The sequence below is a fragment of the Phenylobacterium sp. J367 genome (assembly GCF_024699985.1).
In the GTDB taxonomy this organism is placed as follows: Bacteria; Pseudomonadota; Alphaproteobacteria; order Caulobacterales; family Caulobacteraceae; genus Phenylobacterium.
Genome location: NZ_JAJONA010000001.1, coordinates 719,445 through 745,633, shown reverse-complemented (window position 1 = coordinate 745,633; position 26,189 = coordinate 719,445). Strand labels below are relative to the sequence as shown.

General features: G+C 71.5%; 24 protein-coding genes and 4 pseudogenes. 12 read left to right on the top strand and 16 right to left on the bottom strand.

The window, feature by feature from the left end:
* Positions 1-5: 5 nt before the first annotated feature.
* Positions 6-1,676: a glycosyltransferase family 39 protein gene (locus LRS04_RS04160; protein WP_257815294.1), complete on the bottom strand. Its 1,671-nt coding sequence runs from the start codon at positions 1,674-1,676 to the stop codon at positions 6-8.
* Positions 1,677-1,731: 55 nt separating this feature from the next.
* Here LRS04_RS04160 and LRS04_RS04155 point away from each other — a divergent pair, with 55 nt between their 5' ends.
* Together LRS04_RS04155 and LRS04_RS04150 are read left to right on the top strand one after the other, a co-directional pair.
* Positions 1,732-2,472 (top strand): glycosyltransferase family 2 protein, encoded by a 741-nt coding sequence (locus LRS04_RS04155; protein ID WP_257815293.1) that lies wholly within the window; start codon positions 1,732-1,734, stop codon positions 2,470-2,472.
* 147 nt (positions 2,473-2,619) lie between these two features.
* A complete protein-coding gene (locus LRS04_RS04150; RefSeq protein WP_257815292.1) occupies positions 2,620-2,937 on the top strand; it encodes a helix-turn-helix domain-containing protein in 318 nt (105 codons plus the stop codon).
* On the opposite strand, the gene LRS04_RS04145 is transcribed toward LRS04_RS04150, so the two are convergent.
* The 4 genes from LRS04_RS04145 to phaR all read right to left on the bottom strand — a co-directional run bounded on the left by LRS04_RS04145 (position 2,934) and on the right by phaR (position 7,219).
* Positions 2,934-4,913, bottom strand: coding sequence for a hypothetical protein (locus LRS04_RS04145; RefSeq protein WP_257815291.1), 1,980 nt, complete (start codon positions 4,911-4,913; stop codon positions 2,934-2,936). The genes LRS04_RS04150 and LRS04_RS04145 overlap by 4 nt on opposite strands.
* On the bottom strand, positions 4,910-6,103 hold the full coding sequence (locus LRS04_RS04140) for a glycosyltransferase family 2 protein (protein ID WP_257815290.1): 1,194 nt from the start codon (positions 6,101-6,103) through the stop codon (positions 4,910-4,912). Before LRS04_RS04140 ends, LRS04_RS04145 begins: the two co-directional genes overlap by 4 nt.
* A 114-nt stretch (positions 6,104-6,217) precedes the next feature.
* Positions 6,218-6,547, bottom strand: coding sequence for a hypothetical protein (locus LRS04_RS04135; protein WP_257815289.1), 330 nt, complete (start codon positions 6,545-6,547; stop codon positions 6,218-6,220).
* Positions 6,548-6,586: 39 nt separating this feature from the next.
* A complete protein-coding gene (gene phaR, locus LRS04_RS04130; RefSeq protein WP_257815288.1) occupies positions 6,587-7,219 on the bottom strand; it encodes a polyhydroxyalkanoate synthesis repressor PhaR in 633 nt (210 codons plus the stop codon).
* Between the two features lie 177 nt (positions 7,220-7,396).
* Here phaR and LRS04_RS04125 point away from each other — a divergent pair.
* The 3 genes and pseudogenes from LRS04_RS04125 (at position 7,397) to LRS04_RS04115 (ending at position 10,188) form a co-directional block, all read left to right on the top strand.
* Positions 7,397-8,574: pseudogene (locus tag LRS04_RS04125) on the top strand (acetyl-CoA C-acetyltransferase).
* Positions 8,575-8,635: 61 nt separating this feature from the next.
* A complete protein-coding gene (gene phbB, locus LRS04_RS04120) occupies positions 8,636-9,358 on the top strand; it encodes an acetoacetyl-CoA reductase (protein ID WP_257815287.1) in 723 nt (240 codons plus the stop codon).
* Positions 9,359-9,456: 98 nt separating this feature from the next.
* A complete protein-coding gene (locus tag LRS04_RS04115) occupies positions 9,457-10,188 on the top strand; it encodes a DUF4908 domain-containing protein (RefSeq protein ID WP_257815286.1) in 732 nt (243 codons plus the stop codon).
* Position 10,189: 1 nt separating this feature from the next.
* Here the strand turns inward: LRS04_RS04115 and gloB are convergent.
* Positions 10,190-10,950: pseudogene (gene gloB / locus LRS04_RS04110) on the bottom strand (hydroxyacylglutathione hydrolase).
* Between the two features lie 80 nt (positions 10,951-11,030).
* On the opposite strand from gloB, the gene LRS04_RS04105 reads away from it, so the two are divergent.
* Positions 11,031-11,786, top strand: coding sequence for a class I SAM-dependent methyltransferase (locus tag LRS04_RS04105; RefSeq protein WP_257815285.1), 756 nt, complete (start codon positions 11,031-11,033; stop codon positions 11,784-11,786).
* Between the two features lie 45 nt (positions 11,787-11,831).
* A complete protein-coding gene (locus tag LRS04_RS04100) occupies positions 11,832-12,065 on the top strand; it encodes a DUF3606 domain-containing protein (protein ID WP_257815284.1) in 234 nt (77 codons plus the stop codon).
* Between the two features lie 3 nt (positions 12,066-12,068).
* Here the strand turns inward: LRS04_RS04100 and LRS04_RS04095 are convergent, their stop codons facing one another.
* The 3 genes from LRS04_RS04095 to LRS04_RS04085 all read right to left on the bottom strand — a co-directional run bounded on the left by LRS04_RS04095 (position 12,069) and on the right by LRS04_RS04085 (position 14,702).
* Entirely contained in the window at positions 12,069-12,575 is a 507-nt protein-coding gene (locus tag LRS04_RS04095) for a hypothetical protein (protein ID WP_257815283.1), read from the bottom strand.
* A 6-nt stretch (positions 12,576-12,581) separates the two neighbouring features.
* Positions 12,582-12,959, bottom strand: a complete 378-nt coding sequence (locus tag LRS04_RS04090) for a glycine zipper 2TM domain-containing protein (RefSeq protein ID WP_257815282.1) — start codon at positions 12,957-12,959, stop codon at positions 12,582-12,584.
* 231 nt (positions 12,960-13,190) lie between these two features.
* Positions 13,191-14,702, bottom strand: coding sequence for a glycosyltransferase family 4 protein (locus LRS04_RS04085; protein ID WP_257815281.1), 1,512 nt, complete (start codon positions 14,700-14,702; stop codon positions 13,191-13,193).
* Between the two features lie 75 nt (positions 14,703-14,777).
* Between LRS04_RS04085 and LRS04_RS27580 the strand changes: the two are divergent.
* Both LRS04_RS27580 and LRS04_RS27575 read left to right on the top strand, forming a co-directional pair.
* A pseudogene (locus LRS04_RS27580) lies at positions 14,778-15,497 on the top strand (alpha/beta fold hydrolase); the annotation flags it as partial.
* Positions 15,498-16,629: 1,132 nt separating this feature from the next.
* Positions 16,630-16,833, top strand: a pseudogene (locus LRS04_RS27575) (hypothetical protein); the annotation flags it as partial.
* Between the two features lie 183 nt (positions 16,834-17,016).
* Here the strand turns inward: LRS04_RS27575 and LRS04_RS04075 are convergent.
* Together LRS04_RS04075 and LRS04_RS04070 are read right to left on the bottom strand one after the other, a co-directional pair.
* Positions 17,017-18,105, bottom strand: a complete 1,089-nt coding sequence (locus LRS04_RS04075; protein ID WP_257815279.1) for a DegT/DnrJ/EryC1/StrS aminotransferase family protein — start codon at positions 18,103-18,105, stop codon at positions 17,017-17,019.
* Positions 18,102-18,509, bottom strand: a complete 408-nt coding sequence (locus LRS04_RS04070) for an FdtA/QdtA family cupin domain-containing protein (protein WP_257815278.1) — start codon at positions 18,507-18,509, stop codon at positions 18,102-18,104. Before LRS04_RS04070 ends, LRS04_RS04075 begins: the two co-directional genes overlap by 4 nt.
* A gap of 122 nt (positions 18,510-18,631) precedes the next feature.
* Here LRS04_RS04070 and LRS04_RS04065 point away from each other — a divergent pair, with 122 nt between their 5' ends.
* Both LRS04_RS04065 and LRS04_RS04060 read left to right on the top strand, forming a co-directional pair.
* Positions 18,632-19,930 carry a hypothetical protein gene (locus LRS04_RS04065; RefSeq protein WP_257815277.1) on the top strand — a complete coding sequence of 433 codons (1,299 nt, stop codon included), beginning with the start codon at positions 18,632-18,634 and terminating at the stop codon, positions 19,928-19,930.
* A gap of 1 nt (position 19,931) precedes the next feature.
* Positions 19,932-20,648 (top strand): hypothetical protein, encoded by a 717-nt coding sequence (locus LRS04_RS04060; protein WP_257815276.1) that lies wholly within the window; start codon positions 19,932-19,934, stop codon positions 20,646-20,648.
* On the opposite strand, the gene LRS04_RS04055 is transcribed toward LRS04_RS04060, so the two are convergent.
* The gene (locus tag LRS04_RS04055) at positions 20,645-21,580 is read right to left on the bottom strand and encodes a hypothetical protein (RefSeq protein ID WP_257815275.1); all 936 of its coding nucleotides are present in this window, start codon (positions 21,578-21,580) and stop codon (positions 20,645-20,647) included. The two genes, LRS04_RS04060 and LRS04_RS04055, sit on opposite strands and share 4 nt — an antisense overlap.
* A 125-nt stretch (positions 21,581-21,705) precedes the next feature.
* Between LRS04_RS04055 and LRS04_RS04050 the strand changes: the two genes are divergently transcribed.
* On the top strand, positions 21,706-23,184 hold the full coding sequence (locus tag LRS04_RS04050) for a glycosyltransferase family 2 protein (RefSeq protein WP_257815274.1): 1,479 nt from the start codon (positions 21,706-21,708) through the stop codon (positions 23,182-23,184).
* 344 nt (positions 23,185-23,528) lie between these two features.
* Here LRS04_RS04050 and LRS04_RS04045 read toward each other — a convergent pair whose 3' ends face one another.
* From LRS04_RS04045 to LRS04_RS04030, 4 genes are read right to left on the bottom strand one after another with little or no spacing between them, the layout of a single operon-like run.
* A complete protein-coding gene (locus LRS04_RS04045; RefSeq protein WP_257815273.1) occupies positions 23,529-24,236 on the bottom strand; it encodes a DUF268 domain-containing protein in 708 nt (235 codons plus the stop codon).
* Between the two features lie 22 nt (positions 24,237-24,258).
* Positions 24,259-25,080: a hypothetical protein gene (locus LRS04_RS04040; protein ID WP_257815272.1), complete on the bottom strand. Its 822-nt coding sequence runs from the start codon at positions 25,078-25,080 to the stop codon at positions 24,259-24,261.
* Between the two features lie 60 nt (positions 25,081-25,140).
* Positions 25,141-25,602, bottom strand: a complete 462-nt coding sequence (locus LRS04_RS04035; RefSeq protein ID WP_257815271.1) for a chemotaxis protein CheE — start codon at positions 25,600-25,602, stop codon at positions 25,141-25,143.
* Positions 25,599-26,186, bottom strand: a complete 588-nt coding sequence (locus LRS04_RS04030; RefSeq protein ID WP_257815270.1) for a response regulator — start codon at positions 26,184-26,186, stop codon at positions 25,599-25,601. The genes LRS04_RS04035 and LRS04_RS04030 overlap by 4 nt, the downstream gene beginning before the upstream one ends.
* Between the last annotated feature and the right edge of the window lie 3 nt (positions 26,187-26,189).

Below are 26,189 nucleotides of genomic sequence, written 5' to 3'. Positions count from 1 at the left end.
CTCCCCTATCTCGAGCCACTGCGGGCCGACTGGTACACGCGCAGCGTCATCTCATCGCCGTTGGAATAGTCCAAGCCCCTGATCTCGCGCACGAGGCGGACCGGGGCGTTCACCTGGGCCAGGGCCTGGCGGAAGGCGGCCTCCTCGCGGGCCTCGACCACGGCCGGGCGCCCTTGCGCGATGGCCTCGGCGGCTTCTGCGGGCCCCTCCAGCTCTGTGGGGGTGCCCAGGGCGAAGACCAGGCTGGGCTCGGCGTAGCCGGCCACCGCCACCGGCGCCTCGGCGACCCCCTGGCTCGGCAGCAGGGTGGCGTCGGCAAGCGCCTTCTCCGTTCGGTCGGACAGCCAGAGCGGGTCGAGACGGGGCGCGACGGTCGCGGCCAGCGCGCCGTGGCCCAGCACGCCCAGGACCGCCGCCGACGCCCAGGCCTTGGGCGCCTCGCCCCGAACGAGGAGGTAGCCGCCGATCAGGCCCGCGGCCGACAGCAGGACCCCGGTGACGACGCCGGCGGCCAGGTCCGACGGATCGCCGTATTCGGAGAGCAGGTAGGCCACGCCGCCCGCCAGCGCGACGCCGGCGAAGGCGCCCAGCCCCGCCCCGATCCAGCGGACGCGAGGGCCGAGCGGCGTCGTCATCGCCGCGGCGGCCAGCCAGGCGAGGGCGCCATAGGTCAGCAGCGGGTAGTGCACGAGCTTGGTCGGCAGCAGCTCGAAGAACAGGAAGCCCGGGACGAACCAGGCGATGGCGAACTTCACGCCGGGCTCGCGCCGGCGCTGCCAGGCGACCATGGCCGCGGCCGGCAGCAGAAGGGTCGCCGGGAACATCAGCAGCGGCAGGAGGAGGGTGTGGTAGCCCGGCGGCGCGCCGTGGGTCTCCTGGCCGCCGGCCAGCTTCGGCGCCAGGTCGCCCTGCAGCGCCGTCAGCCAGAAGCCGCCGTCGGTGGCCACGGTGACCGCGCCTGCCCACGGGCCGACGATCAGGGCGACCAGCAGCAGGCCCCAGTACCAGTTCAGCCGTGCGAGCCAGCGCGCCCGGCGGTCGAGAAGACAAAGGGTCACCAGCGTGAGGCCGACGATCAGCGGCCCAACTGGGCCCTTGATCAGGGTCGACATGCCGACGCCGATCCAGAACAGCAGCGCCGCCCGCTTGCCGGCCGGGGGACCGTCGCGCGCCTCGGCGTAGAGCCGGGCCAGCGCGGCCAGCGCCAGCACCGTGAAGCCGCAGAGCGCGGCGTCCGTTTTGGCGATGAAGGCTTCGGTGGACAGCAGGAAGGTGGAACCCAGGATCGCGCCGGCGATCAGTCCGGCCGGCCCGCCGAAGAAGGCCGCCGCGCCCCAGGCGCAGGCCGCCGCCGCCAGCATGGCGCCAAGCAGTGAGGGCACGCGGTAGGCCCAGATTTGCCGGGCCTCCGGACTCGACAACGTCGAGACGCTGACCGCCTGCAGCCAGTGGATGCCAACCGGCTTCTTGAACCTCGGCTGGTCCTGGAAGCGGATCACGACGTAGTCGTCGGTCTCCAGCATCTGGGCCGTGGCTTGGGCGAAGCGCGATTCGTCGCGGTCGAGCGGCGGCATGGCGAAGACGCCGGGCAGGCCGGCCAGGAAGGCGATGAGCGCGGCGACCGCCGGGGCGCGCCAGCCTCGGCTCCAGCGGGCGAGTTCATCGTTCAGCGTCATTCGGTCCTGATACCATGATCCTTACGCGTCGCTGCTTTTCCGCTATGGGAGGCGCATGGCTCGAGCCGCCAAATCCTCCGCGCCCCTGATCTCGGTGGTCGTCCCGGTCTTCGACGAGGAGGGCGCCGCGCCCGGCCTCGCCCGGGAGATCGCCGCCGCTTTCGAAGGCCGCAATCACGAGATCATCTTCGTGGACGACGCCAGCCGCGACGGCACCCGCGCGGCTCTCGGCGCGCTGAAGACGGAGATCCCCCCAACTGCGCGTCCTGGCGCATCGCAGGAACTCCGGCCAGAGCCGCTCGGTCCGCACCGGGATTCTGGGCCCCGGGGCGAGGTGATCGTCACCCTCGACGGCGACGGCCAGAACGATCCGGCCGACGGGCCGAAGCTCGTCGACGCTCTGCTGGCCGGCCCGCCTGACCTCGCGCTGGTCGGCGGCGAGCGGGTGAAGCGCCAGGACAGCCACGCCAAGAAGTGGGCGTCCAGGGTCGGCAACGGCGTGAGAAAGCGGCTGCTGAAGGACACCGCCAACGACACCGGCTGCGGGCTGAAGGCGTTCCGCCGGGACGCCTTCCTCAGGCTCCCCTATTTCGACCACATCCACCGCTACCTGCCGGCCCTGATGCTGCGCGAGGGCTACCAGACGGCCTTCCTGCCGGTCCATCACCGCAACCGCGAGACCGGGGTCTCGAAGTACACCAACCTCGGCCGGCTCTGGGTCTCGCTGTCGGACCTCTACGGCGTCATGTGGCTGCAGTCGCGCTCGCGCCTGCCGGGCCAGGTGGACGAGATCTAGCTCACCCGCCGATCAGGGCCGTGAAGATCAGGGCCACGACGGTGACGTCGATGAGGCGGAAGCTGAACTTGCCCATGGCGGTCCCCGTGGCCGGACTGTGCGATCCTGGGCTAAGCAAGAGCTGCGCCAGACCTGCCCGGAGCCGCCATGGCCCTCTTCTTCGACGCCGAATGGTTCGACGCCCGCCTCGCGGAGCGGGGGCTGTCGCGCCAGGTGCTAGCCGCGGCGGCCGGCATGGCGCAGGGGGACCTGGCGCTGGTCTTCAAGGACCAGCGGGAGCTTTCTGCCGGGGAGGTGGCGGTCTTCGCCGAGCTCCTGGGCGTGGACCCCCGGGAGATCGCCGATCGGGCCGGGATCTCGACGCCTGTGCCGGGCCAGGCCTCCCCGGTTGAGGCCCGGCTCGCGGCGCTGGAGCGGCGGGTGGCGGTCCTGGAGGCCGAACTCGCCCGGCTGAAGCGGGCCTAGACCCGGGGTCGGCGAAGCCCGCGGAACGCGCCGAACCCCGCGACGACGGCCAGCATCAGGATCAGCGGGGCGGCGGGCATGGCGTAGACCGGGTTCGCGGCCGGGAACGACAGGGCGTCGATCAGGGCCAGGATGAGGACGCGGGCGGCGACCGCACCGGCCAGCGCCACGCACAGGACGGCGAGCGGCGTGATCCGCCGCGCGAGGAGCGAGCGGATCACCACGACGATGGCGGCGAGCACGCCTAGCACGGCGACCACCCGGAACAGCGGGTTCAGGCCGCGAGCCACCGCCATCCAGCCGTTCGAGAAGCGGGTCTTCAGGAGCGGCCTGGCGGCGTCAGGCTCCACGGCGTCGACGTAGAACGTCCCCAGGCCGGCCGGCCAGCCGCCGGGCTCCAGCGCCTTGAGGTCGACCGTCACGCCCGGCGCGTCCTGGAATCGCAGGGCCGCCGCGCAGCGCTCGACGGGGCAATCGACCTCGAAGATGAACCGCTGGCGGGCCATGCCGGGATCCTTGAAAGCGATCGCGATATCGGGGCTGTCCGTCCGGTCGAAGCGGGTGACCGACCCGTCTTCCACCTCGACCTCGAACCAGCGGTCGCCACGCCCGGCATACCAGCCGGTAACGCTGCGCTGGACGCGCGGGGCCACATAGTGCGGCCGGTTCAGGAAGTCGTAGAGCGCCTCGCCGTCCGGCGCGCCGAGATCGGAGGGCAGGGCGTCGCTCCACACGGGCAGGCCGAACGTGACCACGTTCACCACGGCGCCCAGGGAGGCCTCCACATCGTCGATCTGGCTTGCCTTCATCGGCGGCGCCAGGGGCACCGGCCAGTCCTTGCACTGGAGGCGGCCGTCCTCGCACGCGCCGCGCACTTCGTCCTCGATGCGGCCGTAGAAGGCCGCGGCTTCAGCGGGCGACCGGTGGTGACCTTGGGCGGCCGTCACGTCGCGGAGCGCCCAGAAGAACCAGCCGCCGCCGATGTCGCCGCAGATCCGCCGGTCGACCTGGCAGCCCACGTCGAGGAAGCCCTTGACCATGGGGCCGTCGAGGCCGGCGGCACGGAGCTCCGCGAAGGCCGGGCTCACCCGGTAGATCTGCGCCCGGGCGTCGGCGGGGACGGGCACCCGCTCGTCGGCGTAGGGGGCGGCGGCCGCCTGCAGGGCCTCCAGGGCGCCCTCGAAATTGTCGTCCTGGACCTCGTTGACGACGAAGCGGCCGTAGACGGCGGCGTTGACCGCGCCGACACCGGTGATGAGCAGGGCGGCGATGACCAAGGCGCCGCCCGCCGGCGCGAGATTGCGCAGCATCGGCCTGACCCCCTTCGGCCGGGGCTGGCCGTCGAAACCTCCGGCCAGCGGCAGGAGCGCGATGAGCAGGAGCGTCGGGATCAGCCAGACGCCCTCCTCGCGGGTCAGCCACCACCAGGCGCCGAGCCCGCCGGTCAGGCCGATCGCGACGGGCCCGGGAAGCGCCTTGCGGCTGGCGAGCGTCACGGCGGACGCGACCAGGGCCAGGGTCAGGCCGGCGTAGAAGACGTCGCGGAACGCGCGGGTCTGGTCGCCGAAGTAGAGGGTCGGGAGGAAGACCAGGAGCGCCAGGAGCAGGAGGCCGGCGATCCGCGACCCGGTGATCCGGCGGACGACCCAGGCGGCGAAGCCCGCGCAGGCGGCGTGCCAGAGTGCGAGCGACAGGGTGAAGGGCAGTCCGGTCACGTTGGCGATCGCCAGGAAGGCCGGGAAGCCCATGCCCTTGGCCAGGGTGTTCTGGTTGTAGGGACCCAGCCACTCGCCGGCCGCCAGCGACTGACCGAGCCGCATGAAGAGGGCGTCGTCGAGGCCTGCGGTCGAGAGCACAACGGCCGGCCGGGCTCCGAACGCGATCACGAAGCCGACGAGGAGGGCGACGGCCGAGATCCAGAGCGCGGTGTCGCCGGCGCCGGCCAGGCGCGAGGCGGCCCGAGACCGCGCGTTCACGGCGCGTCCCGGCGCAGCTTCGGGATGGCCAGCGTGCCCAGCAGGAAGGCGGAGAAGAAGGTCTGCAGCGCCACCGCCACCGCCGCGAGGCCGGCGACCACCAGGCGCGGAATCCGCGGATCGGCGAGGGGGCCGAAGTCGCGCTCCGCCCACTTCACCAGGGCGTAGCCGAAGGCCGCCAGGCCGGCGACGGCCAGTCCGAGGCTGATCAGCGCGAGCCGGTCGGTATTGGCGTGGCGGGCGAGGGCGTTCGAGCGCGGCGTCGCCGGCAGGAAGCCCGTCATCGCCGCATAGACCCGCGACAGCACCCCGAAGGTGATCATCTGCACCCCGGTCAGCAGCATGAAGCAGGCGGCCACGAAGGCGTTGAGGTCGAGCGTCGCGCTGGCGACGGTGACGGGGCCGGGGAACAGCAGGGCGGCCAGGCCCGCGCCGAGGCCGGTCATCAGGAAGCCTGGATAGAAAAACAGCCAGCGCGGGCTGTACATCAGCAGGAACTTCAGGTGCCGCCACCCGTCGCGCCAGGTCTTCAGGTGCGGCGGACGCGACCGGCCGTCCTTCTGGAGCGTGGTCGGGGTCTCGTCGATGCGCAGGCCGGCGATGGCGGCGCGGACCACCATCTCGCTGGCGAACTCCATGCCGGTGGTCTGCAGGCCAAGGCCGCGGATGGCGGCGGCGTCGAAGGCGCGCAGCCCGCAATGGAAGTCGCCGACCGGAATGCCGAAGAACGTCCGGCCAAGGAGGCTCAGCACCGGATTGCCAAGGTACCGATGCAGGAAAGGCATGGCGCCCGGCCCGATGCCGCCCTCGAAGCGATTGCCCATGACAAGCTGGCCGCCAGCGCGCAGGCCTTCGAGGAAGCTGTCGAGCCGGCTGAAATCGTAGCTGTCGTCAGCGTCGCCCATGACGATGTAGCGGCCGCGCGCGGCGGCGATGCCGCCCAGCAGCGCGGCCCCATAGCCCTTCGTCGGCACCGGGATCACCCGGGCTCCCATGGCTCGCGCGATCTCCTGGGATCCGTCCGTGCTGCCGTTGTCGGCGATCAGCACCTCGCCGGCGACACCGGTCCGGGCGAGGAAGCCGTTGGCCTTCTCGATGCAGACGGCAAGCGTCTCCGCCTCGTTGAGGCAGGGCATCAGGATAGTCAGTTCGAGCTCAGCCGCCGTCCCGCCCGCGAACCCGTCGTCCATACGCCCCCCGTCCCGGCGCGTCCTCAGCCGACAGCACGGATCGTCACGCCACCCAGTCATGTTTCAAATAAACTGTACCAATAGCCGGCGAACGACGCCAGCCGCAGCCGTCGCTCAGATATCAGTATTCGTCAGACGACCCTTGCGGGCGCGGCGGTCATAGGACCCCGACCATTCGGTGCGCACATAGCTGGTCTTCGCGTGGTCGATCAGCTCGGCGCCGGCCCGGAGGCCGCGCTTCTGGCCGTCCTGGCCCATGAGCTGGGCGGCGAAGGCGGCCTCGCCCTGCGGACCGCTGTTCCGCGGCGGGACGGTCCGGGGCGCGTCCACCGGAACCGGGAGGTTCGCGCTGTAGGCCTTCGGCGCCTCGTCGACGTCGTCCGTCTCCGGCCGTACGGCGCGGCGGAGGAGGGCGGCCCTGCGGATCGGATCAATTCGGGACATCATGCTTACCGAACTGCAAACCACGAGCCAGGTTCACAACTAGCGCTTTGCGAGCCGCTCGATCTGGGCCTGCATCTCTTCCATGCGCTTGCGGAGCTCGTTGAGCGCCTCGTCGGAGGCCGGCGGGGCGGCCTCGGCCTTCGGCGGCGGCGCGGCGGCGGCGGCGGCCGGCTCATCGGGCTTCGCATAGGCGAAGGGCGAGAACATCTTCATCGCCCGGTCGAAGAGCTGCATGTTCTGGCGGATCTGCTCCTCGTAGCCCGGTAGGCCCGCCCCGAGGCCCGAACCCTGGCCCAGGACCTGGAACTGCTGCCGCATGCGCTCCTGCTGCTGGGCGAAGCTCGCCAGCGACAGCTCCAGGTAGCTCGGCAGGAAGGCCTGCATGGAGTTGCCGTAGAAGCCGATGAGCTGTCGGAGGAACTGGATCGGCAGGAGCGACTGCCCCTGGCTCTCCTCCTCGAAGATGATCTGGGTGAGGACGGTGCGGGTGATGTCCTCGTTGGTCTTGGCGTCATAGACCACGAAGTCGACGCCCTTCTTCACCATCTCCGCGAGATGTTCGAGCGTGACGTAGCTCGAGGAGGCGGTGTTGTAGAGCCGCCGGTTCGCGTACTTCTTGATGACGACGCGCTCGCCCGCACCCGCGGCGCCGGTCCCTTCGGTGTCGGCCATCCCTGATCCTTTTTGGACCCGGCCGGGGGCCGGCGGGCCATTGTTCTGCACCGCAGTATCGCGGATGCGAGCTTAATGGCAAATGGCTGTCGATTCCGGACTCTTGTGCTTGCTCAAGCGTCACACCGGTCCGATAGAGAATTGAGGGCCTCCCCGCCGAAGTTCAGGAGCCGCCGCATGAGCGACGTCGTCATCGTTTCCGCCGCCCGCACCCCCGGTGGGGGTCGTTCAACGGAGCCCTCTCCAGCCTGCCGGCGCACGAGCTGGGCAAGGTGGCCATCCAGGCGGCGATCGAGCGGGCGGGCATTGCGCCGGCCGATGTCGATGAAGTGATCATGGGCCAGGTGCTGCAGGCCGGCGCCGGCCAGGGCCCGGCCCGCCAGGCCTCGGTCAATGCCGGAATCCCGAACGAGGCGCCGGCGTGGAGCCTCAACCAGCTCTGCGGCTCGGGCCTGCGCGCCGTCGCGCTCGCCGCCCAGCAGATCCAGGACGGCTCGGCCGAGATCGTCATCGCCGGCGGCCAGGAGAGCATGAGCCAGTCGCCGCACGCGGCGAACCTGCGCAACGGCCAGAAGATGGGCGACCTGGGCTTCGTCGACACCATGATCAAGGACGGGCTGTGGGACGCCTTCCACGGCTACCACATGGGCCAGACCGCCGAGAACATCGCCGCCCGCTGGCAGATCACCCGCGAGGACCAGGACAGGTTCGCCGTCGGCTCGCAGAATCGGGCGGAAGCCGCCCAGAAGGCCGGCAAGTTCGCCGACGAGATCGCGCCGGTGACCATCAAGGGCCGCAAGGGCGACACGGTCGTCGACCAGGACGAATACATCCGTCACGGGGCGACCCTCGAGGCCATGGCGGGCCTGAAGCCCGCGTTCAACAAGGAAGGCTCGGTCACCGCGGCCAACGCGTCCGGCCTGAACGACGGCGCCGCGGCGCTGGTGCTGATGAGCGCCGACGAGGCCAAGAAGCGTGGGTTGAAGCCGCTGGCCCGCATCGCGTCCTGGGCCAACGCCGGCGTCGATCCGGAAATCATGGGCACCGGCCCCATCCCGGCCAGCCGCAAGGCGCTGGAACGGGCGGGCTGGTCCGTGGGCGACCTTGATCTGATCGAATCCAACGAGGCTTTCGCCGCGCAGTCGATCTGCGTGGTTCGCGACCTCGGCCTCGATCCGGCGAAGGTGAATGTCAACGGCGGCGCCATCGCCATCGGCCATCCGATCGGCGCGTCGGGCGCGCGGATTCTGACCACCCTGCTGCACGAGATGAAGCGCTCCGGCGCGTCCAAGGGCCTGGCCACGCTCTGCGTCGGCGGCGGCATGGGCGTCGCGATGTGCGTGGAGACGGTCTGAGGCGTTCTGAACACGGAGCGTCGGATCAACCGGCGTATCGCAGGACATTAGGGAGCATCGGATGGCCAGGGTTGCGCTGGTCACGGGCGGGACCCGTGGCATCGGTCGGGCGATCGTCGAGCGGCTGAAGGCCGATGGCATGCAGGTGGCTGCGGGCTACTCGGGCAATGACGCGGCCGCCCAGGCCTGCGCCGCGGAGCTCGGGGTGATGGTCGTGAAGGGCAATGTCGGCAACTTCATGGACTGCAAGCACGCCGCCGAGGCCGTGGCCGCGGAACTCGGCCCCATCGACGTCCTGGTCAACAACGCCGGCATCACCCGCGACGGCGTCTTCCACCGGATGAGCTCCGAGCAGTGGAGCGAGGTGATCCGGGTGAACATGGACTCCCTGTTCAACATGACCCGCCAGGTGATCGAGGGCATGCGCGAACGGGAGTGGGGGCGGATCATCAACATCTCCTCGATCAACGGGCAGAAGGGCCAGATCGGGCAGACCAACTACTCGGCCGCCAAGGCCGGGATGATCGGCTTCACCAAGGCCCTGGCGCTCGAGAACGCCAAGAAGGGCATCACGGTGAACTCGATCGCGCCGGGCTATATCGACACCGAGATGGTGCAGGCGGTGCCGGCGAAGGTGCTGGAGGGCATCGTCGCCCAGATCCCGGTGGGCCGGCTGGGCCGCGGCGAGGAGATCGCCGACATGGTCTCGTTCCTGGCCGGCGAGCATGCCGGCTACGTGACCGGCTCGACGCTCACGCTCAATGGCGGCCAGTATATGGCTTGAGGCGCCGTCCTGACGTCCAAAAAGCGCCCCGATCCCGCGGCATCAGATTGTCGGTCATGACGGGCGAGCCAACGGCGTATCGGAGGACGGTCATCGCGTTGGCGCTCTGCGTCGGCGCGATCGCCTGCGCGCATCCCGTCGACGCCGCGCCCCGCCTGAAGGATGGCCTGTTCGGCCGCAAGGCGCCCGACGGGCGCCAGTTCTCCGCGCCGCCGGTCGCCCGCTACGTCTCCGAGGACGGCGTCGGCTTCACCCTCGATCGCACCCAGCCGCGCCCGCTGCTCAAGTTCGACAACAGCGGCGAGGTGTGGGCGCTGAACCCGCAGCCTGCGCCGCGCGGCGACGTGATCTACAAGAACGACCTCGGCCAGCCGGTGATCCGCGCCACCCGGCTGGGCGGGGTGACCGTCTTCACGCCGGACCGGCCGGCCGGGTCGGCGGTGGCCCTGGCCGGCGAGGCGCCCCCGCTCCGTCTGGGGCCGCTCAGCCCCCAGGCGCTCATCGAGAAGCTGTTCCTGGCGAGCCTGCGGGCCAGCCGGGCGGCGCGGCGGCAGATCCCCTTCCAGGCCGAGGCCTCGCCCGCGTCCTCGGCGCTGATCGGCGACGCCGCCATGGTGACCAGCGAGGCGCTCGTGCGCATGAGCCGGGGGCCGAAGACCCGCGCCCTCCTCGACCGGGTGCGCCGGGTGCAGTTCAAGGAAGGCCGCCGGGCCGGGGCGGAGATCAGCCAGGGCGCCTTGATCATCACCGTCGCCCCGCAGCAGGGCATGGCGGGGCGGCCCTCGTCGGAGCGGATCGTCGCCGTGACCAACACGCCCGGCGACCGCTAGCTCATCCCTTGAACATGTCCTTGGCCTCGCGGACCGCGGCGAAGGCCTCGTAGTCCGGCTTCCCCACCGCTCCGACCCGGCCGGCGAGGAGCGGGGCCCGAGGAACGGGTTGGTCGCCTTCTCCAGTCCGATGGTCGTCGGCACAGTCGGTTCGCCCCGCTCGCGGGCCGCGAAGATCTCGGCCGCGCGGGCCGCCAGCGCCGGGTCGTCATCGACCGAGAGCGCGAAGCGCGCGTTCGACGCGGTGTATTCGTGCGCGCAATAGACCTGGGTCTCGTCGGGCAGGGCGGCGAGCCGCTGCAGGCTCGCCCACATCTGGTCGGGCTTGCCTTCGAAGAGCCGTCCGCAGCCGAGCGCGAACAGCGTGTCGCCCACGAAGGCGATCCGGTCGGAGGCGTCGTAATAGGCGATGTGGCCAAGCGTGTGGCCGCCGGTCTCGATGACCTCGAAGCGGGTTTCGCCCAGCAGGACCGCCTCGCCGCCGCGCACCTCGCGGTCGAAGGGCGAGATGCGGGTGACCTCGCCCGGGCCGACGATGGTGGCGCCGGTCGCCGCCTTGATCTCGGCGTTGCCGCCGGCGTGGTCGGGATGCCAGTGGGTGTTGAGGATCAGGTCGAGGGTCCACCCGAGCGTCTTCAGCTCCCGGAGGATCGCCCCGGCCTCGGGCGTGTCGATGCAGGCGACGCGCCCCGTGGCCTCGTCCCGGGCCAGGAAGCCATAGTTGTCCGAGAGGCACGGGAACTGGTGGACGGTGAGCGGCATCGGACCCTCCTTGGCGACAAGGCCATCCGCATCGATCTAAGGTCGCGCAAACGTTTGGTCGAGCATAGCTGCCCGAGAAGATGCGCCGCGACGTCCTGGAACTCCGACAATTCTACGCCTCGCCCCTGGGCCAGGCGGCGCGCGCCATGGTCACCCGCAAGGTGCTGGAGGCCTGGGGGGACGCCCATGGGCTCGACGTCCTGGCGCTGGGCTACGCCACGCCGTTCGTGGGCCACCTGCAGGGCGTCGCGCGCCGGGTGGTGGCCGCCATGCCGGCCCAGCAGGGGGTGGAGATCTGGCCGGCGAGCCGGAACCTGGCGACGCTGGCGGCCGAGGACGCCCTGCCGTTCGCCAACGCGCTCTTCGACCGCATCCTCCTGGTCCACGCTGTGGAGGAGAGCCCCGATCCGGTCGGCCTGCTGCGCGAGGTCTGGCGGGTCCTCGCGCCGTCGGGGCGGGTGATCGTGGCGGTGGCCGCCCGCAACGGCCTGTGGGCCGACGCCGAGAAGACCCCCTTCGGCCACGGCCGGCCCTACAGCCGCAGCCAGCTCGCAGAGCTGCTGCGCGACGCCGAGCTGGAGCCCTCCGGCTGGACGCGGGCGCTCTACGTGCCGCCGGTGGGCTGGATGGCCGGCTGGGCGGAGGGGTTCGAGCAGGTGGGCTCCCGCATCTGGCCGGGCTTCGCCGGGCTCGTTCTCATGGAGGCGGTGAAGCAGACCTTCGCGGTGAAGCCGCGCGGCGTTCGCGTGCGGGCGGCCCGGCCGGTGCTGGTTCCGGCGGGCGGCGTGGCGCCGGCGTCGCGGTCCCTTAGCGGAGAGGTGGAACGGCCGGGGTGATCTGAGGGTTTCTGAGAGACGTGAGGGAGCCCCCCGATGCGACCCATGGAAGAGCGCCGTTTCGACGGTCCCGGCGACATCGACCTCGGCGATCCGGACGAGGTCAGCTACTGGATCGAGCGTCTCGAGGCCACGCTGGAGGAGCTGGCCGAGGCGGTGGAAAAAGGTCGGCCCCAACCGCACGGCCGTTGGCCTCTATCTGGCCGTCCAGCCCTAGCCTGTCCGGAAGGTCCGATCGCCGCGGGCGGGGGTCGCGCCGCCCGCCCGCTGCGACCTTGAGGCCTAGCCGGTGCGGGTCGCCCCGTCCGGCACGCCGTTCCTCATCGGCGGCGCCGCGCATTTCCCGGCGCGGCCCTGGACCACGTAGAACAGCGCGCGGTCCTGGGCGTAGCGGTAGCGCTCGGCCATGGCGTTGGTGTCCTCGCCGGTGATGAGGCTCTGCGCCTCCGAGGGCGGCGCCCCGCCGGTGGGCCCGGCGGTCGGGGCCAGCGACTGCTGGTTCCAGCGCGTCAGGGCCGGCATGCAGGCCGCGACGACCGCGCCGGCCACCTGGTCCGCCGGGTCGGAGGACCCGGCGAGCGCATAGCCCCAGCGGTGCAGGCAGTCGTCCATGGCGGCCGACGGACCGGCCGGCGCGACGGGCGCCGCGTTGGCGTCCGTCGTCGTCGCCCCGGCGAAGGGGATGCAGAGGCCGGCCACGGCGCCGGCCCGCCGCTCGCTCTCGTTACAGGCGGCGAGCGCGAGGGTGGACAGCGCCAGGGCGGCGGTCAGCTTCAGGGTGCGCGCCATCGGCGATCACCGGCAGACCTGGGTGGGCGCGTAAACGAGCTCGCCCCACTGGTTGTAATAGGCCCGGGTCTCCATGCGGCACGAGGGCTGGTAGCTCGCGTAGCGCACGTTGCTCGGCGCCGCGCGATAGCTGCGCGAGCTGGCGTAGGTCTTCTTCTTGCCGCAGGTGCTCTTGGCGACCTGGCGGCCGACGAGGGCGCCGACGCCGGCGCCCAGGACGGTGCCCTCGGTGCGTGCGCCGCGGCCGGCGACGCTGTTGCCCAGCAGGCCGCCCGCGAGGCCGCCGACGACGGTCCCGGTGGTCTTGCAGGCCGCCGCCGCCGGGGTGGCGATGGGAGCGGTGATAAGGGCCGCGGCGCCCGCGGCGATCAGGATACGGCGCATGTTTCTCTCCTCTATTTGGAGCCTCGCGCCAGGAGACTCAGCGGGGAGAAACGATTCAGCGGCAGGTTTTGTGCCCGGCCCTAGGTCGGCCAGTCGACAATCGCGTACTTGGCCATCCAGGCGAGGCTGAGGTGGATCGCCCGCCGCCTGGCGGTCGGAAAGGCGAGCAGAAGCTCCCGGACGGTGTGCGGCGCGCCGTCCGCCAGGAGCTCCAGAATCCGGCGGTGATCGTCATGATCGCCCCGCCAGCGGCCGAAGGCCTGGTCGAGGCCCTGGTTCGTCGCCAGTTCGAGCCGCGCGGCGGCGTCCGGCGCGGCGGTGAGGGGGGACGTCCAGGCCCAGCGGGCGGCTCGCGAATCCGCGGAACGCGCGGAAGGGGTCGCCCTTCACCGGGTTCATGGCGTGCCGCGCCGGCGGGTCGAGGGCGCCGTTGCGGATCGCCGCCAGGTCTTCGAACAGGGCGCGGTACTGGCGGGCGACCATCGGCCAGTCGAAGACCGCCCGGACCCGGCTGCGGCCGGCCGCGCCCATCCCTCGGCGAAGATCCGGGGCGCGGATCAGGTCCGCGAGGGCGCGGGCTGCGCGCGGGATGTTCACCGCCGTGTGCTGGGCCACCGTGCCCACATAGCTCTGGTAGCTCTCGGCTTCCGTCGTGTGGTGCAGGACCATGGAATCGCCCATCCCGCCGCTGGGCGCCAGCAGGGTCGGGATGAGGAAGCCCTCGGCCCCGTTGCGCACGGTGAAGCGGTAGCCGTCCCAGTCGCTGGCGACGACCGGCAGGCCCGCAGCCATGGCCTCGACCGGGGTGATGCCGAAGGTCTCCTGGATGTTGTCCACCAGCGACAGGAAGATGTCCGACGCCGCCCAGAGCTCGCCGACCAGCTCGCGGTCGTTGCCGTCCAGGAAATGCACGCCGACGTCGGGCGCGCAGGCCGCCGCCGCCTCCCGGAACAGCTCGGCGTCGCGTTCCCCCGGGAACCAGCCGGCCAGAGCGAAGGCGACCTTGACCCCGCTGTCCCGGGCGGCCGCCTGCACGGCCTGGAACATGGGCTGGGGGAAGGCCTTCTCGAAGTAGGAGAGGCGGCCCACCCAGAGGATCACGATGTCGTCCTCCCCGACGCCCAGAGCCGCCCGGCGGCTGGCCCGCGCCTGCGGCCGGTCGGCGAGGCCCGCGAAGCGTCCGGCGTCCACGCCCAGGGGAATCACCGGCAGGCTGGGATGCGCCGGCGCCGCGCCGCCCGTCCGGTCCGCGAGGTGCTCGCCCCACTCGGCGAACATCTCGGCGAGCGCGGCCTGCATGCTGGGCGAGGTGCAGACGATCGCGTCCCAGGGATGGGTCGGCCCCACCGAGGCCATGGCCATGTAGTGCCGGACCGCCGGCGGGGCGAGGGTGTGGCCGAGGCCCACCAGGCTGTAGCCACGGTCGCCCACCGCGCGCCGGCGCAGCCATGCGAGGTCGTAGATGTCGGGCTGTCCGCGGAGCAGGGTCCCGGCTTCGGCGACGACGCCCTGGTTGAGCAGGACGCCGGCCTTCACCCGCGTAGGCGTCGGCCGGCCCTCCAGCAGGGCGGCGGCAAGCTCTTCGTCCTCTCCCTGACGGCGGCTGACGAAGGTGAGCTCGTCTAGGCCGGCGTGCAGCGCCAGCGCGCGGAAGAGCTCCAGATTGGCCACGTCCTTGCCGAAGGGGTTCCCTCTCAGCCCGATGCGTCCGGAGGGATTGTAGATTGCGAGGCGGCCGGTCATCGGTCCCCGTATGCCCGGCCCGCGCCCGTGCGAGAAGGCTTTTGCGGGAGACGGCGAGCGGCTAGGCAGGGGCGCATGCCGCAAGCGAGGGGTGAAGACTTGAGCCTGCCGTCCCTGACGCACACGGACTTCCCGACCGGTCTGGGGACGATTCCGCTGTGGCATCGCGCGGGGGCGCTGGATTCGGCCAAGCCGGTGATGCTGACGGTGACGGGGACGTTCGCTCCCATCACGACCATGAGCAAGATGCAGCAGGTGGTGGGCGACGGGACCGACTGCTTCCTGATGCACCTACCGGGCAACCACTCGCCGCCGCTCGCCGAGGCGACGGTGGCGGCCTACGCCCGCGCCCTTTCCGAGGTGATCGATCGCGAGTTCGCGGCGCGGCCGGTGGTGCTGGCCGGCGTCTCCATCGGGGCCCTGGTGGCGCTGGCGGTGCGATCCGCGGCGGTCAGGCGAATCGTGGCGATCGAGCCGCCGCTGCTCACCGCCAAGCTCTGGCCGATGCTGGGGCCGCTCGCCCAGAAGCTGAAGGCCGAACCGGACGACCGGGGGCTCCACGATTTCGTGGAGGGCGTGTTCGGCGTCACCGCGGAGGGGCGGCGCGACATCGACTACCGGCCGCTGCTGGACGGACTGGCGGTCCCGGTGGACGTGGTCATCGGTGACCGCCCGCTGATGCCAGAGCGCAAGCAGGAGACCTATCCGAGCTTCGTCGACCAGGCCGAACGCGACTGGCTTGCGGGACTGCCGAACGTCGAGCTGCACGTGGCGCCGGCCGCGGGCCACAATATTCCCGTGCAGGCGCCCTTCTTCCTCAAGGCGATCCTGCTGGACGCATTGCTGTCGGTCGGTGGTACGGCGGAACTTACGGCCGCCGACCGGGACCTGCTGAGCCGCGCGCCGGTCGCCGCCGACCGGGTGCTCTACGTGGGACCGGCCGAAGCCGCCTTTCGGACCGCCTATCTCCGCCGCAATCCGAGGGCCCGGTTCTCGTCCTGGCCGACGCTCGCCGAGGCGGCGGCGGGCCCCTACGATCTCGTCCTCCTGAGCCGCTTCACCGCCCAGGACGCCGCGGGGCTGTCCGACCTCGTGGCCGACGGGGGCGCGGTGGCGGCCGTGGGCGAGCCGGCGGCCCTGCCGGCGCTCGACCGCGCGCCGTTCAGCCTCGTCCGGCTGCTGCCGCCGGCCGCGGACGGCCAGGCCTTCGACGACCGCCGCGCGGAGCCGGGCGCCCCGGCCTGGCCGCGCGTCGCCGTGGCCCGGAAGGCCGCGGCCGCCACGCCGCTCTTCGTGCGCATGGCGAGCTTCGCGCCCAGGCTGATGGACGTGCGCACCCGCCTGCCGGCCCAGGGCCTGCGCACCGATCCCGAACTGGTGGCGGCGCTGAGCGGCCCACAGTTCATCCTGACCGACGAGCCCGTCGACCGGCCGAAGGTGCTGATCCTTCAGCGGCCGGCCCTCCTGGGCGCCGAGGCCTGGCGCAAGGCGGTGGCCCAGAGCCTGGTGAACGGCTGGGTCGTGGTGATGGAGGCCGACGACCATCCGGAGCTGGTCGCCGAGGTCATGGGCGAAACCGCCGCGCCCGAGGCCTGGGAGCGCTTCGGCTACGTCCACGCCGTACAGACCTCGACGCCCCAGCTCGCAGAGGCGTTCGGGCGCTACAATCCGGAGGTGAAGGTGTTCGCCAACTGCGCCTTCGACCTACCGCCAATTCCCCGTAAGGCGGGCGCCGCGTCGGGTGTTCTATGGCGCGGTCACCCGTGGGCCGTTCGCCACCCAGGTGGCGGCCTCGCTGGGACCCGCCGCCGAGGCCCACCCGGAGGTGGAATGGCTGGTGCTCGGCGACAAGCAGGTGTTCGAGGCCCTGCCGGCGCGCAACAAGCGGTTCGTCTCCTACGTGGACTACGACGAGTACCTGCGTCTCATGGGGACCTGCGCGGTCTCGCTCTCGCCGATCGAGGGCCGGCGCTATCAGGACACCAAGAGCGACGTGAAGTTCGTCGAGGCCGCCTCGCGGGGGGCGGTCACGCTGGCCTCGCCGACCATCTACGAAGGCACGATCCGGCACGGCGAGAACGGCCTGATCGCCCGCAGTGTCGAGGACTGGGCGCCGATGCTCGCGGGGCTCCTGGCCGACGAGCCGGCCCGCCTCGCCATGGCCCGCCGCGCCTGGACCGACGTCCGTGACGCCCGGATGTTCGCCCAGCAGCTCCCGGATCGCCGGGCCTGGTACCAGGACCTCTGGACGCGCCGCGAGATCGCTGACCGCGGGCCTCAAGGAACGCCTGCCGGGGCTGGCGGAGGCGCTCGCCTAGGCCCGCACCGCGGCGGCGACCGCCGCCACGTCGTCCGGCGACATCTGCGGCCAGAGCGGCAGGGACAGCACCTCGTCGGCCAGGGCCTCGGCCAGCGGGAAGTCGCCCCGCCGGAAGCCCAGGTGGGCGAACGCCGGCTGCAGGTGGCAGGCGATCGGATAGTGGATCAGCGTGCCGATCCCCTGGGTGTCCAGCCGGGCCTGCAGGGCGTCGCGTTCCGGCGAGCGGACCACATAGAGATGGTAGACGTGGCGGGCCCACTCGGCCTCGACCGGGGTGGTGAGCCCGTTCGCGCCGGCCAACGCCTGGCCGTACTGCGCGCAGCGCGCGCGCCGGGCCTCGTTGGCGGCGGGGAGGCGGGCCAGCCGCGCGCGGAGGAACGCCGCCTGGATCTCGTCGAGCCGCGAGTTCACGCCCGCCGCCTCGTGCCGGTACTTCTCCCGGGAGCCGTAGTTGCGGAGCATCCGCAGCTTCGCGGCGATCTCCGGGTCGGAGGTCGTCACCGCGCCCGCGTCGCCGAGCGCGCCGAGGTTCTTGGTCGGGTAGAAGCTGAAGGCCGTGGCGTGGGCCAGCGAGCCGGTCGGGCGTCCGCGATAGAGCGCCCCGTGGCTCTGGGCGGCGTCCTCCAGCACGAAGAGGCCGTGGCGCTGCGCGGTCGCCAGGATCGGGTCCATGTCCACGGGATGGCCGTAAAGCGAAACCGGAATCACCGCCCGCGTCTTCGGCGTCACCGCCGCCTCAACGCCCGCCGGATCGAGGGTGAAGGTCGCCGGATCGGGCTCCACCGGCACGGGCCGCGCGCCCACCGCCTCCACCGCCAGCCAGGTCGCCGCGAAGGTGTGCGAGGGCACGATCACCTCGTCGCCGGCGCCTATGCCCGCCGCCCGCAGGGTGAGGATCAGGGCGTCGAGGCCGTTGCCGACGCCGATGGCGTGGTCCACGCCGCAGAAGGCCGCGAACTCGGTTTCGAAGGCCTCGAGCTCGGGGCCGAGGATCATCCAGCCGCTGTCGATCACACGGCGGGCGGCGGCCTCCAGCTCGGCCTTCAGCCCCGGTTCGTCCAGGCCGAGGTCGAAGAACTTCATGCGCGCGCCCGGGCGAGGAACTGGTCGAAGTCGCGGATGTAGTCGGCCTCGTCATAGACCGTCGAGGCGAGCACCAGGCAGACCGAGCCTGAGGAGAAGTTCTCGATCTCCCGCCACAGCATCGGGCCGATGTGCAGGCCGCGGTTCGGGCGGTTGAGGGTGACGGTCTCCTCGCGCGTCCCGTCGTGCAGACGCACGTCGAAGCTGCCGGCCACCGCGATCAGGAGCTGGTTCAGGGCGAGGTGCGCATGGCCGCCGCGCTCCGAGCCGCTCGGCACGTCGTAGAGGTAGTAGACGCGCTCGATCCCGAACGGGATGTGCCGGTTGGCCTCGATGAAGGAGAGGTTGCCCCTCGGGTCGGCGACCACCGGGAGGTCGAGGAATCTGGCGAGCGGCTGGGTCATCTGTCCCGAACGGTCTAGTGGAGCCCGCCCGGCCGCGCCAGAGCCTGCTTGTCGGCCACGTTCCGCTCTGTGCAGCCGGAATCCCATCCGCTAGGTACGATGGAGGCGCGGAAGGTGGCCGGTTGCGACACGTCTACGAAAACCCGGAGCTGCAGCAGCAGATCGAACGCGCGAAGAGCTTCGAGGACCTCGACGCCGCCCTCGTTGCGCTCAGCAAGCTGGTGCCGTCCTTCGTGGCGCCGCAGATCCGCGGCCGGCAGATGTTCGCGCCGGGCCTCGACGCGGCGGTCACCCAGCTCCCGCGCCGCCTGGGCCTGAAGGACGTGCCGCTGACGCGCGGCAACAGCAACGCCTGCATCGTCGCCACGCGCTTCTACGGCACCGGCGGCCACAGCAAGGTGGCGGCGGACATCACCAGCATCCTCGGCGCCGAGCGCATGACGCTGCTGTTCACCGACATCTATCGCCAGCTCAACGTGCGCCAGCTCCCCGCCGCCCTGGGCCGCGACGTCCCCTACAAAGCCCGGGCCGTGCAGATCATGACGGCGCCGACGCTCGTGGAGCGGGTGATCGAGCTCTACATGGCGCTTGCCGCCATCCGGCCCGACCGCATCTTCCTGATCCAGAACCACATGGACGCCGTCGCGGTGGCCGCCACCTGGCCGTTCCGCGACGTGGTCGAGTTCGTCCACCACGCCGACCACATGCCGACCCTCGGCGCGACCCTGAAGTACCCAGCGCACCTCGACCTGACCTACATGTGCCACGCCTCCTGCCGCGAGGCGGGGGTGGAGCCGGAGTACGTCGGCATGACCATCCCGGGCCTCGACGCCGCGCTCGCGCCGCAGGCCAAGGCGGCAGGCGAGCCGTTCCGTTTCGCCACCTGCGGCGCGCCGCACAAGTACCGCCAGCCGGCCGGCCACCGCTGGACCGACTTCGCCGCCGCCGCCCTCCGGCGGCCCGGCTCGGAGCTGCTGCATATCGGCCCCTTCGACGAGGGCTTCCAGGCCGAGGTCGCCGAGGGTCTGACGGCGGCGGGCGTCGACCCGGCGCGCTACCGCTTCCTGGGCGCCGCGCCCGATCTGAAGGCGGCGCTCATCGAGCACGGGGTGGACGCCTACCTGGCGAGCTATCCCGACACCGGCGGCCGGGCGAACCTGGAGGCGGTCGCCGCCGGCCTGGCCCCCATCGTGCCGGTGCCTTCGGAGGCCGGCGAGCTGCTGCAGTTCAACCTGCCGCTGCCCTACTGGGTGCGGATCGAGGAGCCCTCCGAGGTGGCGGACGCCGTCGACGCGAGCCTGCGCCTGAACGCCGAACTGCGGGCGCCCGCCGGCCGCGCGAGGCTCGCCGCGGAACTCGGCCGCTTCGAGCGGCGGATCGCCGACATCGCGCGTCTCGAACCCCTGCCCGAGGAGGTCTGACGTGGAGATTCATCCGACCGCGCAGGTGGCCCAGGGCGCCCAACTCGACGGCGTCGCCGTGGGGCCTTTCGCCATCGTCCATGCGGGCGTCCGCATCGGTCCGGGATCGAAGATCGGCGCCTATTGCGAGATCGGCCATCCCACCGCCGGCGAGGCGTCCGGCCTCGTCATCGGAGCCAACGCGAACATCCGCTCCCACAGCGTGATCTACCAGGGCGCCGAGATCGGCGAAGGGCTCGCGACCGGCCACCGCGTCGTGATCCGGGAGCGCAGCCTGATCGGCCGTAACGCCCAGATCGGCTCCAACGCGGACATCCAGGGCGACTGCCGGCTCGGGGACTTCTTCCGCAGCCAGAGCAACATCTTCATCGCCAAGGGCAGCCGGGTCGGCGACTTCGTCTGGATGCTGCCTTACGCGGTGCTCACCAACGACCCGAGCCCGCCCAGCGAGCTCACGGTCGGCTGCGAGATCGGCGACTACGCCGTCCTGTCGGCCGGGGCGATGGTCCTGCCCGGCGTGAAGGTCGGCGCGCATGCCGTCATCGCCGCCCAGAGCCTGGTCAGCCGCGACGTGCCGGCCGGGATGCTGGTCATGGGGACCCCGGCCCGGGTGGTCGGCCCGGCGGACGAACGGCGCCTGCCGGACGGCTCGGGCCGTGCGGCCTATCCCTGGCCCGGCCATTTCCGGCGGGGCTATCCGCCGGGGACCTTCGACTAGGCCTGCGAAGGCGTGGCGATGAACCGCTCGGCGCTCTCCCACAGCACCAGGTCCGCGGCGTGCTGGTCGACCAGATCCCAGACCACGTTCTTGGACCAGACGAACACCACCTTGGCGAACACGGCCGAGAGCGCGGGCGTCAGGCCGGCGTCGTAGGCGAAGCTGTCGCCGAACAGGATCAGGGTCCTGGAATCTGGCGCGGCGGGGTTGCCGAGGCCGTAGATCGAGCCCGCATGCTTGCCCGTCGTCTCGAGGTGCCGGTTGTCGAACAGCACCTCGCCCGGCGGCGCGAGGAAGGCGGCCTGCTCGGCGGGCGCCGGCTCGAAGAAGTGGACCGAAAGGTCATGCGGCCCGTCCACGCGGCGGTAGGCGAAGCCCAGCGTCTCGACGTCCACGGCGATCCCCATCTCGCCGAGCAGGGCCGCCACGGCGGCGCAGCAGCCGGATGGGGTCCAGTGCGAGTTGTGCCGGAAATAGGCGGGCGCCCGCTCCCGGGCGGCGGCGAGCGCGGCCTCCGGATAGGTGAAGTTCGCGGGCTTCAGGCGGTCCAGCATCTGGCGCACGGGGCGCTTCCCGCCGTCCGCGCCCTCGGGCCAGCGCTTGTCGCCATAGACCACCTGCTTCTCGGGCACGACGAGGTTCCAGAGCGGCTTGCCCCGCCGCTCCGCTTCCGCGGCCCGGGCGTCCAGCACCTTCGACCAGGCGCGGAACCAGGTGTCGTCGATGGCCAGCTCGCCCAGGAACTGCCGCTCCCAGCGGTTCGCGCCGTTGCCGATGAAGAGGTAGCCATCGGTTCCGGCCACGGCGACCCCGTGCGGCGACAGCGCGCCGGCCTTCAGGGCGCTGACCGGGTGGCCCGGCCCCGCCGCCGCGTCGAGCTCGGCGTCGAGGGCCCGGATCTCGGCCAGCGTCGCGGGAATGGAATCGGTCACCTGCGCCCTGGCTCCTGGATCGTCTCCGCGCCCTAGCCTCGCCCGGACGCGGGCTCAAGCGCAATCGGCGCGGGGGTTTGCCCTCAAGGCTCGGCGCGGTAGGAGCAGGCGAGCCCTGAGCCCGGATGGCGACCCTGCCCAACGACACCTTCCACTACCTGCTCGATCACCCGGAGAAGCGCAGCTACGACCTCCTGGCGCGCAACGTCTCCTACATGACGCCGCGCTTCGACCAGGCGACCTACGAGCGGGCCCGGGGCCAGAGTTTCGCCACCCGCGAGGCGGCGTATCAGGACTGGATCGACCACGGCCTGCGCCTCGGCCTGGAGTTCGCGCCGGGCAAGGACACCGTTCTCAAGATCGTCCTGAAGGTGAAGGACGAGCCCGAGCTGCTGCAGCGCTGGATCGACTACCACGCGGCCATCGTCGGCCTGCACAACTTGGTCATCATGGACTGCGGCTCTCAGGATCCGGAGCACTGGGCGATCCTGAACCGGCATCGGGGCGAGATGCTGGTCCTGCCGTTCCCGGACGCCTACGACCGTCTGCACTCGGTCGGCCGGCACAAGTACCTCTACTACTGGCTGTCGCGGAGCTGCCGCTACCTGACCGTCATGGACGCCGACGAATTCCTGTTCGGCTTCGACGGCACGACGATCGCGCCGCGCCACGCCGTCGACATCCTGCGCGCCTCCGAGGAAGCGGTCTTCGCCCCGGCCTGGATCAGCAACGCCGCGCCGCCCGCGGAGACCGACGGCCGCATCGACTGGTCGCAGCCGATCCGCTTTGCGCTCGATCCCGCCTCGCTGGAGGCGGGGCTGGTGGCCGGCAAGTCGGTGATCCGCGGCGCCGACCTCATGCAGATCGGCTACATCGGCCACAACCTGCACGTCGGGCGCGTCACCACGCGGATGACGCCGGCCTCCTTCGGCCGGATCTTCCAGTTCCACCTCTCGACGCTCGGCCCACGGATCAGCCGCCGCCGCTTCGCCACCCATCTCCGCACACGCGGCGCCCTGCCGGCGGACGTTGTCGACGAAGGCGCGATCGCGGCGCACCTGCGCGGCGTGCTTGCGGCCGGCCACCCCGACCCGCAGGTCCCGACCTATATCGAGAAGTACCTGGCCGCGGACGCCGCGCCGCCGCCGGCGCCCGGGCCGACCTTCGAGACGCGCCTGATCGGCAGCGGCGACGCCGAGGATTCTGGCGGCGTTCCGCGAGACCGCCGGCGCCTTCGACTTCGCCCGCGTCTGGCGCGAGACCAAGCCCCGCGTCTGAGGCGAACCGCCTCAAGACCGGCGGGGACGGTTGACCTCGCCGCGCTCTTTCCCGATAGCCCGCCTCTCGACCAAGGAGCGCATGCGTCATGGGTATCGTTCGGCACGGCCCGCCCGAGGACTTTATCCTGGCGCTCGCCCAGCGCGGCGGCATCCGCCGGTTCGTCGAGACCGGCACCTTCCAGGGCGACACCGCGCTCTGGGCCAGCCGCCACTTCGAGGAGGTGGCGACCGTCGAGGCCGCACCGGCGATCCACCGGACGACCAGCGAGCGGCTGGCCGGCCACGCCAATATCCGCTGCCTGCTGGGCGATTCCGGCGCCCTGATGGGCCAGCTCGTGGATCCCCACGAAGCCGACCATCTTCTGGCTCGACGCCCACTACAGCGGCGGCGAGACCGCCGGGGTCGAGGCCGAATGCCCGCTGCTGGCGGAAATCGAGGCGGTCGCGCCCCACCTCGACAGGCAGATCATCCTGATCGACGACGCGCGCCTGTTCCTGGCCCCGCCGCCCCGGCCGCACAAGCCGGACCACTGGGCCAACATCGCCGAGGTCGTGGAGGCGCTGCGCAAGCACCACCCCTGCTACGTCTGCCTGTTCGAGGACATCATCGCCGCCGTGCCGGCGTCGATGCAGGACTTCGTGGTCGAGCTGGTGCGGAGCCGCCGCCGCTAGAGGCGTTTGCGCAGCCAGTAGCAGCCGCAGCCGTAGCGCTCGCGTGCGAGCTGGTCGACGGTCGGAGACGGGACAAGGCCCGCCGGGCCCTTCTCCGGGATCAGCACCTGCTCCACCACGTCGAAGTCGCGGGCGAAGATCTCCGGCACGTCCGCGAAACGGTAGATCCGGTGGGCGTTGAACTGGATGACCGCCGCCGCGCCGACCGGCACGACCACAAGCAGGTCGCCGCCGGGCGCCGTCACGCGGGCGAGCTCCCGCATTCCCTTGAGGTCGCCGTCGTAGTCCAGCGGGTCGCCGTAGCGGCCGAGACCGACGTGCTCCAGCACGTGCATGCACGAGACGCTGGGCAGGCTGCCGTCGGCGAACGACAGCTGCATCAGGTTCTCCTTGCGCAGCGTCAGGCCGGGCAGCTCCAGCTCCGGCGGGCGGATGTCGCAGAACTCGATCTCGTGCCAGGCCGAGGCCATCGCCGGGAAATAGAGCGAGGAGGAGAAGTCCACGTGCCGGCGCGGGTTCAGCCGCCGCATCAGCCTGACGGCCCAGGCCAGGTGGTAGATGTAGTGGCGGTCGAACTCGGTGTTGGCGGTGTCCTCGCGCAGGATCGCCATGCGGTTTTCCCAGCGCAGGTCGAAGCGCGGACGCGTCGTCTGGGCCTGGGCGATCAGGGCCTTGAACTGCTCGGTGTAGGTTTCCGGGGTCACGTGCTGGGCTCCGTCGCGCCGGTCAACGGATACGCCAGCGCATGTCGCGCAGGAAGCAGTCGGGGATGCTGGTCCCGAACGCTGCGGTCCAGTCGAGGCGCCGGCCTTCGCGATAGAGCCGGTTCAGGGTCTCGGGCGCATAGTCCGCGCCGCCGACCGCGTAGTTCCTGTACTCGGCCTGGACCATGTTCACGTCCTGGGCGGCGGCGTAATTGTCGCTGTTGAACATCGCCATCTTCGGCGTCCGTCCGGGCAGAATCTGCTGGGCTGCGATGACGCCAAAGTGCTCCAGGTCGTTGGGCGTGCGCATCTTCTGCGCCACGGCGCCCAGCACCTCCTTCACCAGGCCGGCGCGATAGACCGACGCCATCAGCTCGAAGGGATAGCCCCAGTGCCAGGGGGCGCCGACCCAGCGCCACTTGTAGACCATGGCCGACGAGCCGGGCTGGGCCGGCGGCCGGTGCTTGATGTTCAGGCCGAGCCGGAGGGATACCCCGATCAGCTCCGGATCGGCGTTCAGGATCGCGGGGGCCGGCGCGAGCGTGAACGGCCGGAGGAACACCACGTCGTCGCAGCCGAAGAAGATGAACTCGTCGTCCGGCAGCCCCGCCACCAGCTCGCGGACGGTGGCGTCGAAGCCGCGCTCCCCCTCCTCGACGAAGCTCGGCCCGACGCCGTGGATCGCCAGGAGCTCGCGCTCGACCTGGCGGTAGTCGTCGCTCAGCGCCGGGACCACCACCCGCGTCCGGGCAAGCTGCTCGCGGCCGCCGAGCGCGGCCAGCGAGTCCAGGTAGCCCATCAGCTGGAGGGGGCGGTCCTTGGAGAAGACGACGCCGTGGATCATCGGACCTCGATCGGGGTGAGGGACCGGACGCGCCGGGCCGCAAGGGCCCGGCTAGTAGCATCAGCCCACGCTGGCCGTCACCTGGCGCAGCCCCGACAGCACCTGGTCGCGGTGGGTCTCGTCGTGCTCGTCGGGGGTGCGGAGCAACTTCAGGCCGTCGAGGTGCACGTCGACCATGGCCCGGCTGAAGCGGCCGCCGGCCTGGAAGCGGCTGATCAGCTCGCAAAGGCTGTAGGCCGCCTCGCCGAGCTGGCCCAGGCCGAACACCCCGCCCACGGCGACGATCCGGTTGGCTTCCTGGTACATGGACTGGAGGGCTGCGGCGTCTCCGTCGCCCAGGCGCTCGCGCAGGGCCGCGATCTCGGCGAGCCCGCGGTCGAGATCCTCCAGGGTGGGCTGGCGCACCTCTTCCACGCGCGCCTCCGCGGCGGCGATGGCGTCCTCGGCGGACAGCCCGCCCTTGGTCACCACCGTCTTGGCCAACGGGTTCTCGTACTTGAAGAATTTCGCCGCCTTACTCACGCCACGGCCCTCCTCGGATTCATCAATGCGTCGATCTCGTCCTGTTCGAGGTCCGGCCCGATGGGCAGCCCCACCTCCAGACCCAGGTCGTCATGGCGGCGGCCCTTCTCGCCGGCCGGCGGGCCGAACGCCTTGTGCCGCCGGTCGGGGCCCACATAGCCCTCGGCCTCCACCCACTGGCGCTGCTCGCGCGCCATCCACATCAGGCGATCGTAGACGATCGGCGGGGTCAGCGGCTTGGCGACCACGAAGTTCGCGCCGCAGTCCCGCGCGCGCTCCACATTGGACGGCGCGGCATGGCCGCAGACCAGCATGATCGGGGCCAGCCGGTTGGCGTTCTCCTCGGCCCTGCGCAGCCGCTGGACGAAGTCGTAGCCGGCGCCGTCGGGGATGTCGCAGTCGACCACCATCAGGTCGAACGGCTGGGTGGCTGACACCGCCTCGGCGTCCTCCACGCTGGTGCACTTGCGGATGCCCTTCACCCCGAAGCCGATGAACATCTGCCCCAGGATGTCGAGCTCGGTGGCGCTCGCCTGGACGAGGAGCACGGTCGCCTTTCCGAGGTTCAGGCGCGGCTCCGCCACCGG

Coding starts and splice junctions, on each gene's coding strand:
- LRS04_RS04155 (WP_257815293.1), top strand. CDS start 1,732: ATGGCTCGAGCCGCCAAATCCTCCGCGCCCCTGATCTCGGTGGTCGTC.
- LRS04_RS04140 (WP_257815290.1), bottom strand. CDS start 6,103: ATGGACGACGGGTTCGCGGGCGGGACGGCGGCTGAGCTCGAACTGACT.
- LRS04_RS04050 (WP_257815274.1), top strand. CDS start 21,706: ATGGCGACCCTGCCCAACGACACCTTCCACTACCTGCTCGATCACCCG.
- LRS04_RS04075 (WP_257815279.1), bottom strand. CDS start 18,105: ATGAAGTTCTTCGACCTCGGCCTGGACGAACCGGGGCTGAAGGCCGAG.
- LRS04_RS04085 (WP_257815281.1), bottom strand. CDS start 14,702: ATGACCGGCCGCCTCGCAATCTACAATCCCTCCGGACGCATCGGGCTG.
- LRS04_RS04100 (WP_257815284.1), top strand. CDS start 11,832: ATGGAAGAGCGCCGTTTCGACGGTCCCGGCGACATCGACCTCGGCGAT.
- LRS04_RS04095 (WP_257815283.1), bottom strand. CDS start 12,575: ATGGCGCGCACCCTGAAGCTGACCGCCGCCCTGGCGCTGTCCACCCTC.
- LRS04_RS04070 (WP_257815278.1), bottom strand. CDS start 18,509: ATGACCCAGCCGCTCGCCAGATTCCTCGACCTCCCGGTGGTCGCCGAC.
- LRS04_RS04090 (WP_257815282.1), bottom strand. CDS start 12,959: ATGCGCCGTATCCTGATCGCCGCGGGCGCCGCGGCCCTTATCACCGCT.
- LRS04_RS04150 (WP_257815292.1), top strand. CDS start 2,620: ATGGCCCTCTTCTTCGACGCCGAATGGTTCGACGCCCGCCTCGCGGAG.
- LRS04_RS04040 (WP_257815272.1), bottom strand. CDS start 25,080: ATGATCCACGGCGTCGTCTTCTCCAAGGACCGCCCCCTCCAGCTGATG.
- LRS04_RS04105 (WP_257815285.1), top strand. CDS start 11,031: ATGCGCCGCGACGTCCTGGAACTCCGACAATTCTACGCCTCGCCCCTG.
- phaR (WP_257815288.1), bottom strand. CDS start 7,219: ATGGCCGACACCGAAGGGACCGGCGCCGCGGGTGCGGGCGAGCGCGTC.
- phbB (WP_257815287.1), top strand. CDS start 8,636: ATGGCCAGGGTTGCGCTGGTCACGGGCGGGACCCGTGGCATCGGTCGG.
- LRS04_RS04135 (WP_257815289.1), bottom strand. CDS start 6,547: ATGTCCCGAATTGATCCGATCCGCAGGGCCGCCCTCCTCCGCCGCGCC.
- LRS04_RS04160 (WP_257815294.1), bottom strand. CDS start 1,676: ATGACGCTGAACGATGAACTCGCCCGCTGGAGCCGAGGCTGGCGCGCC.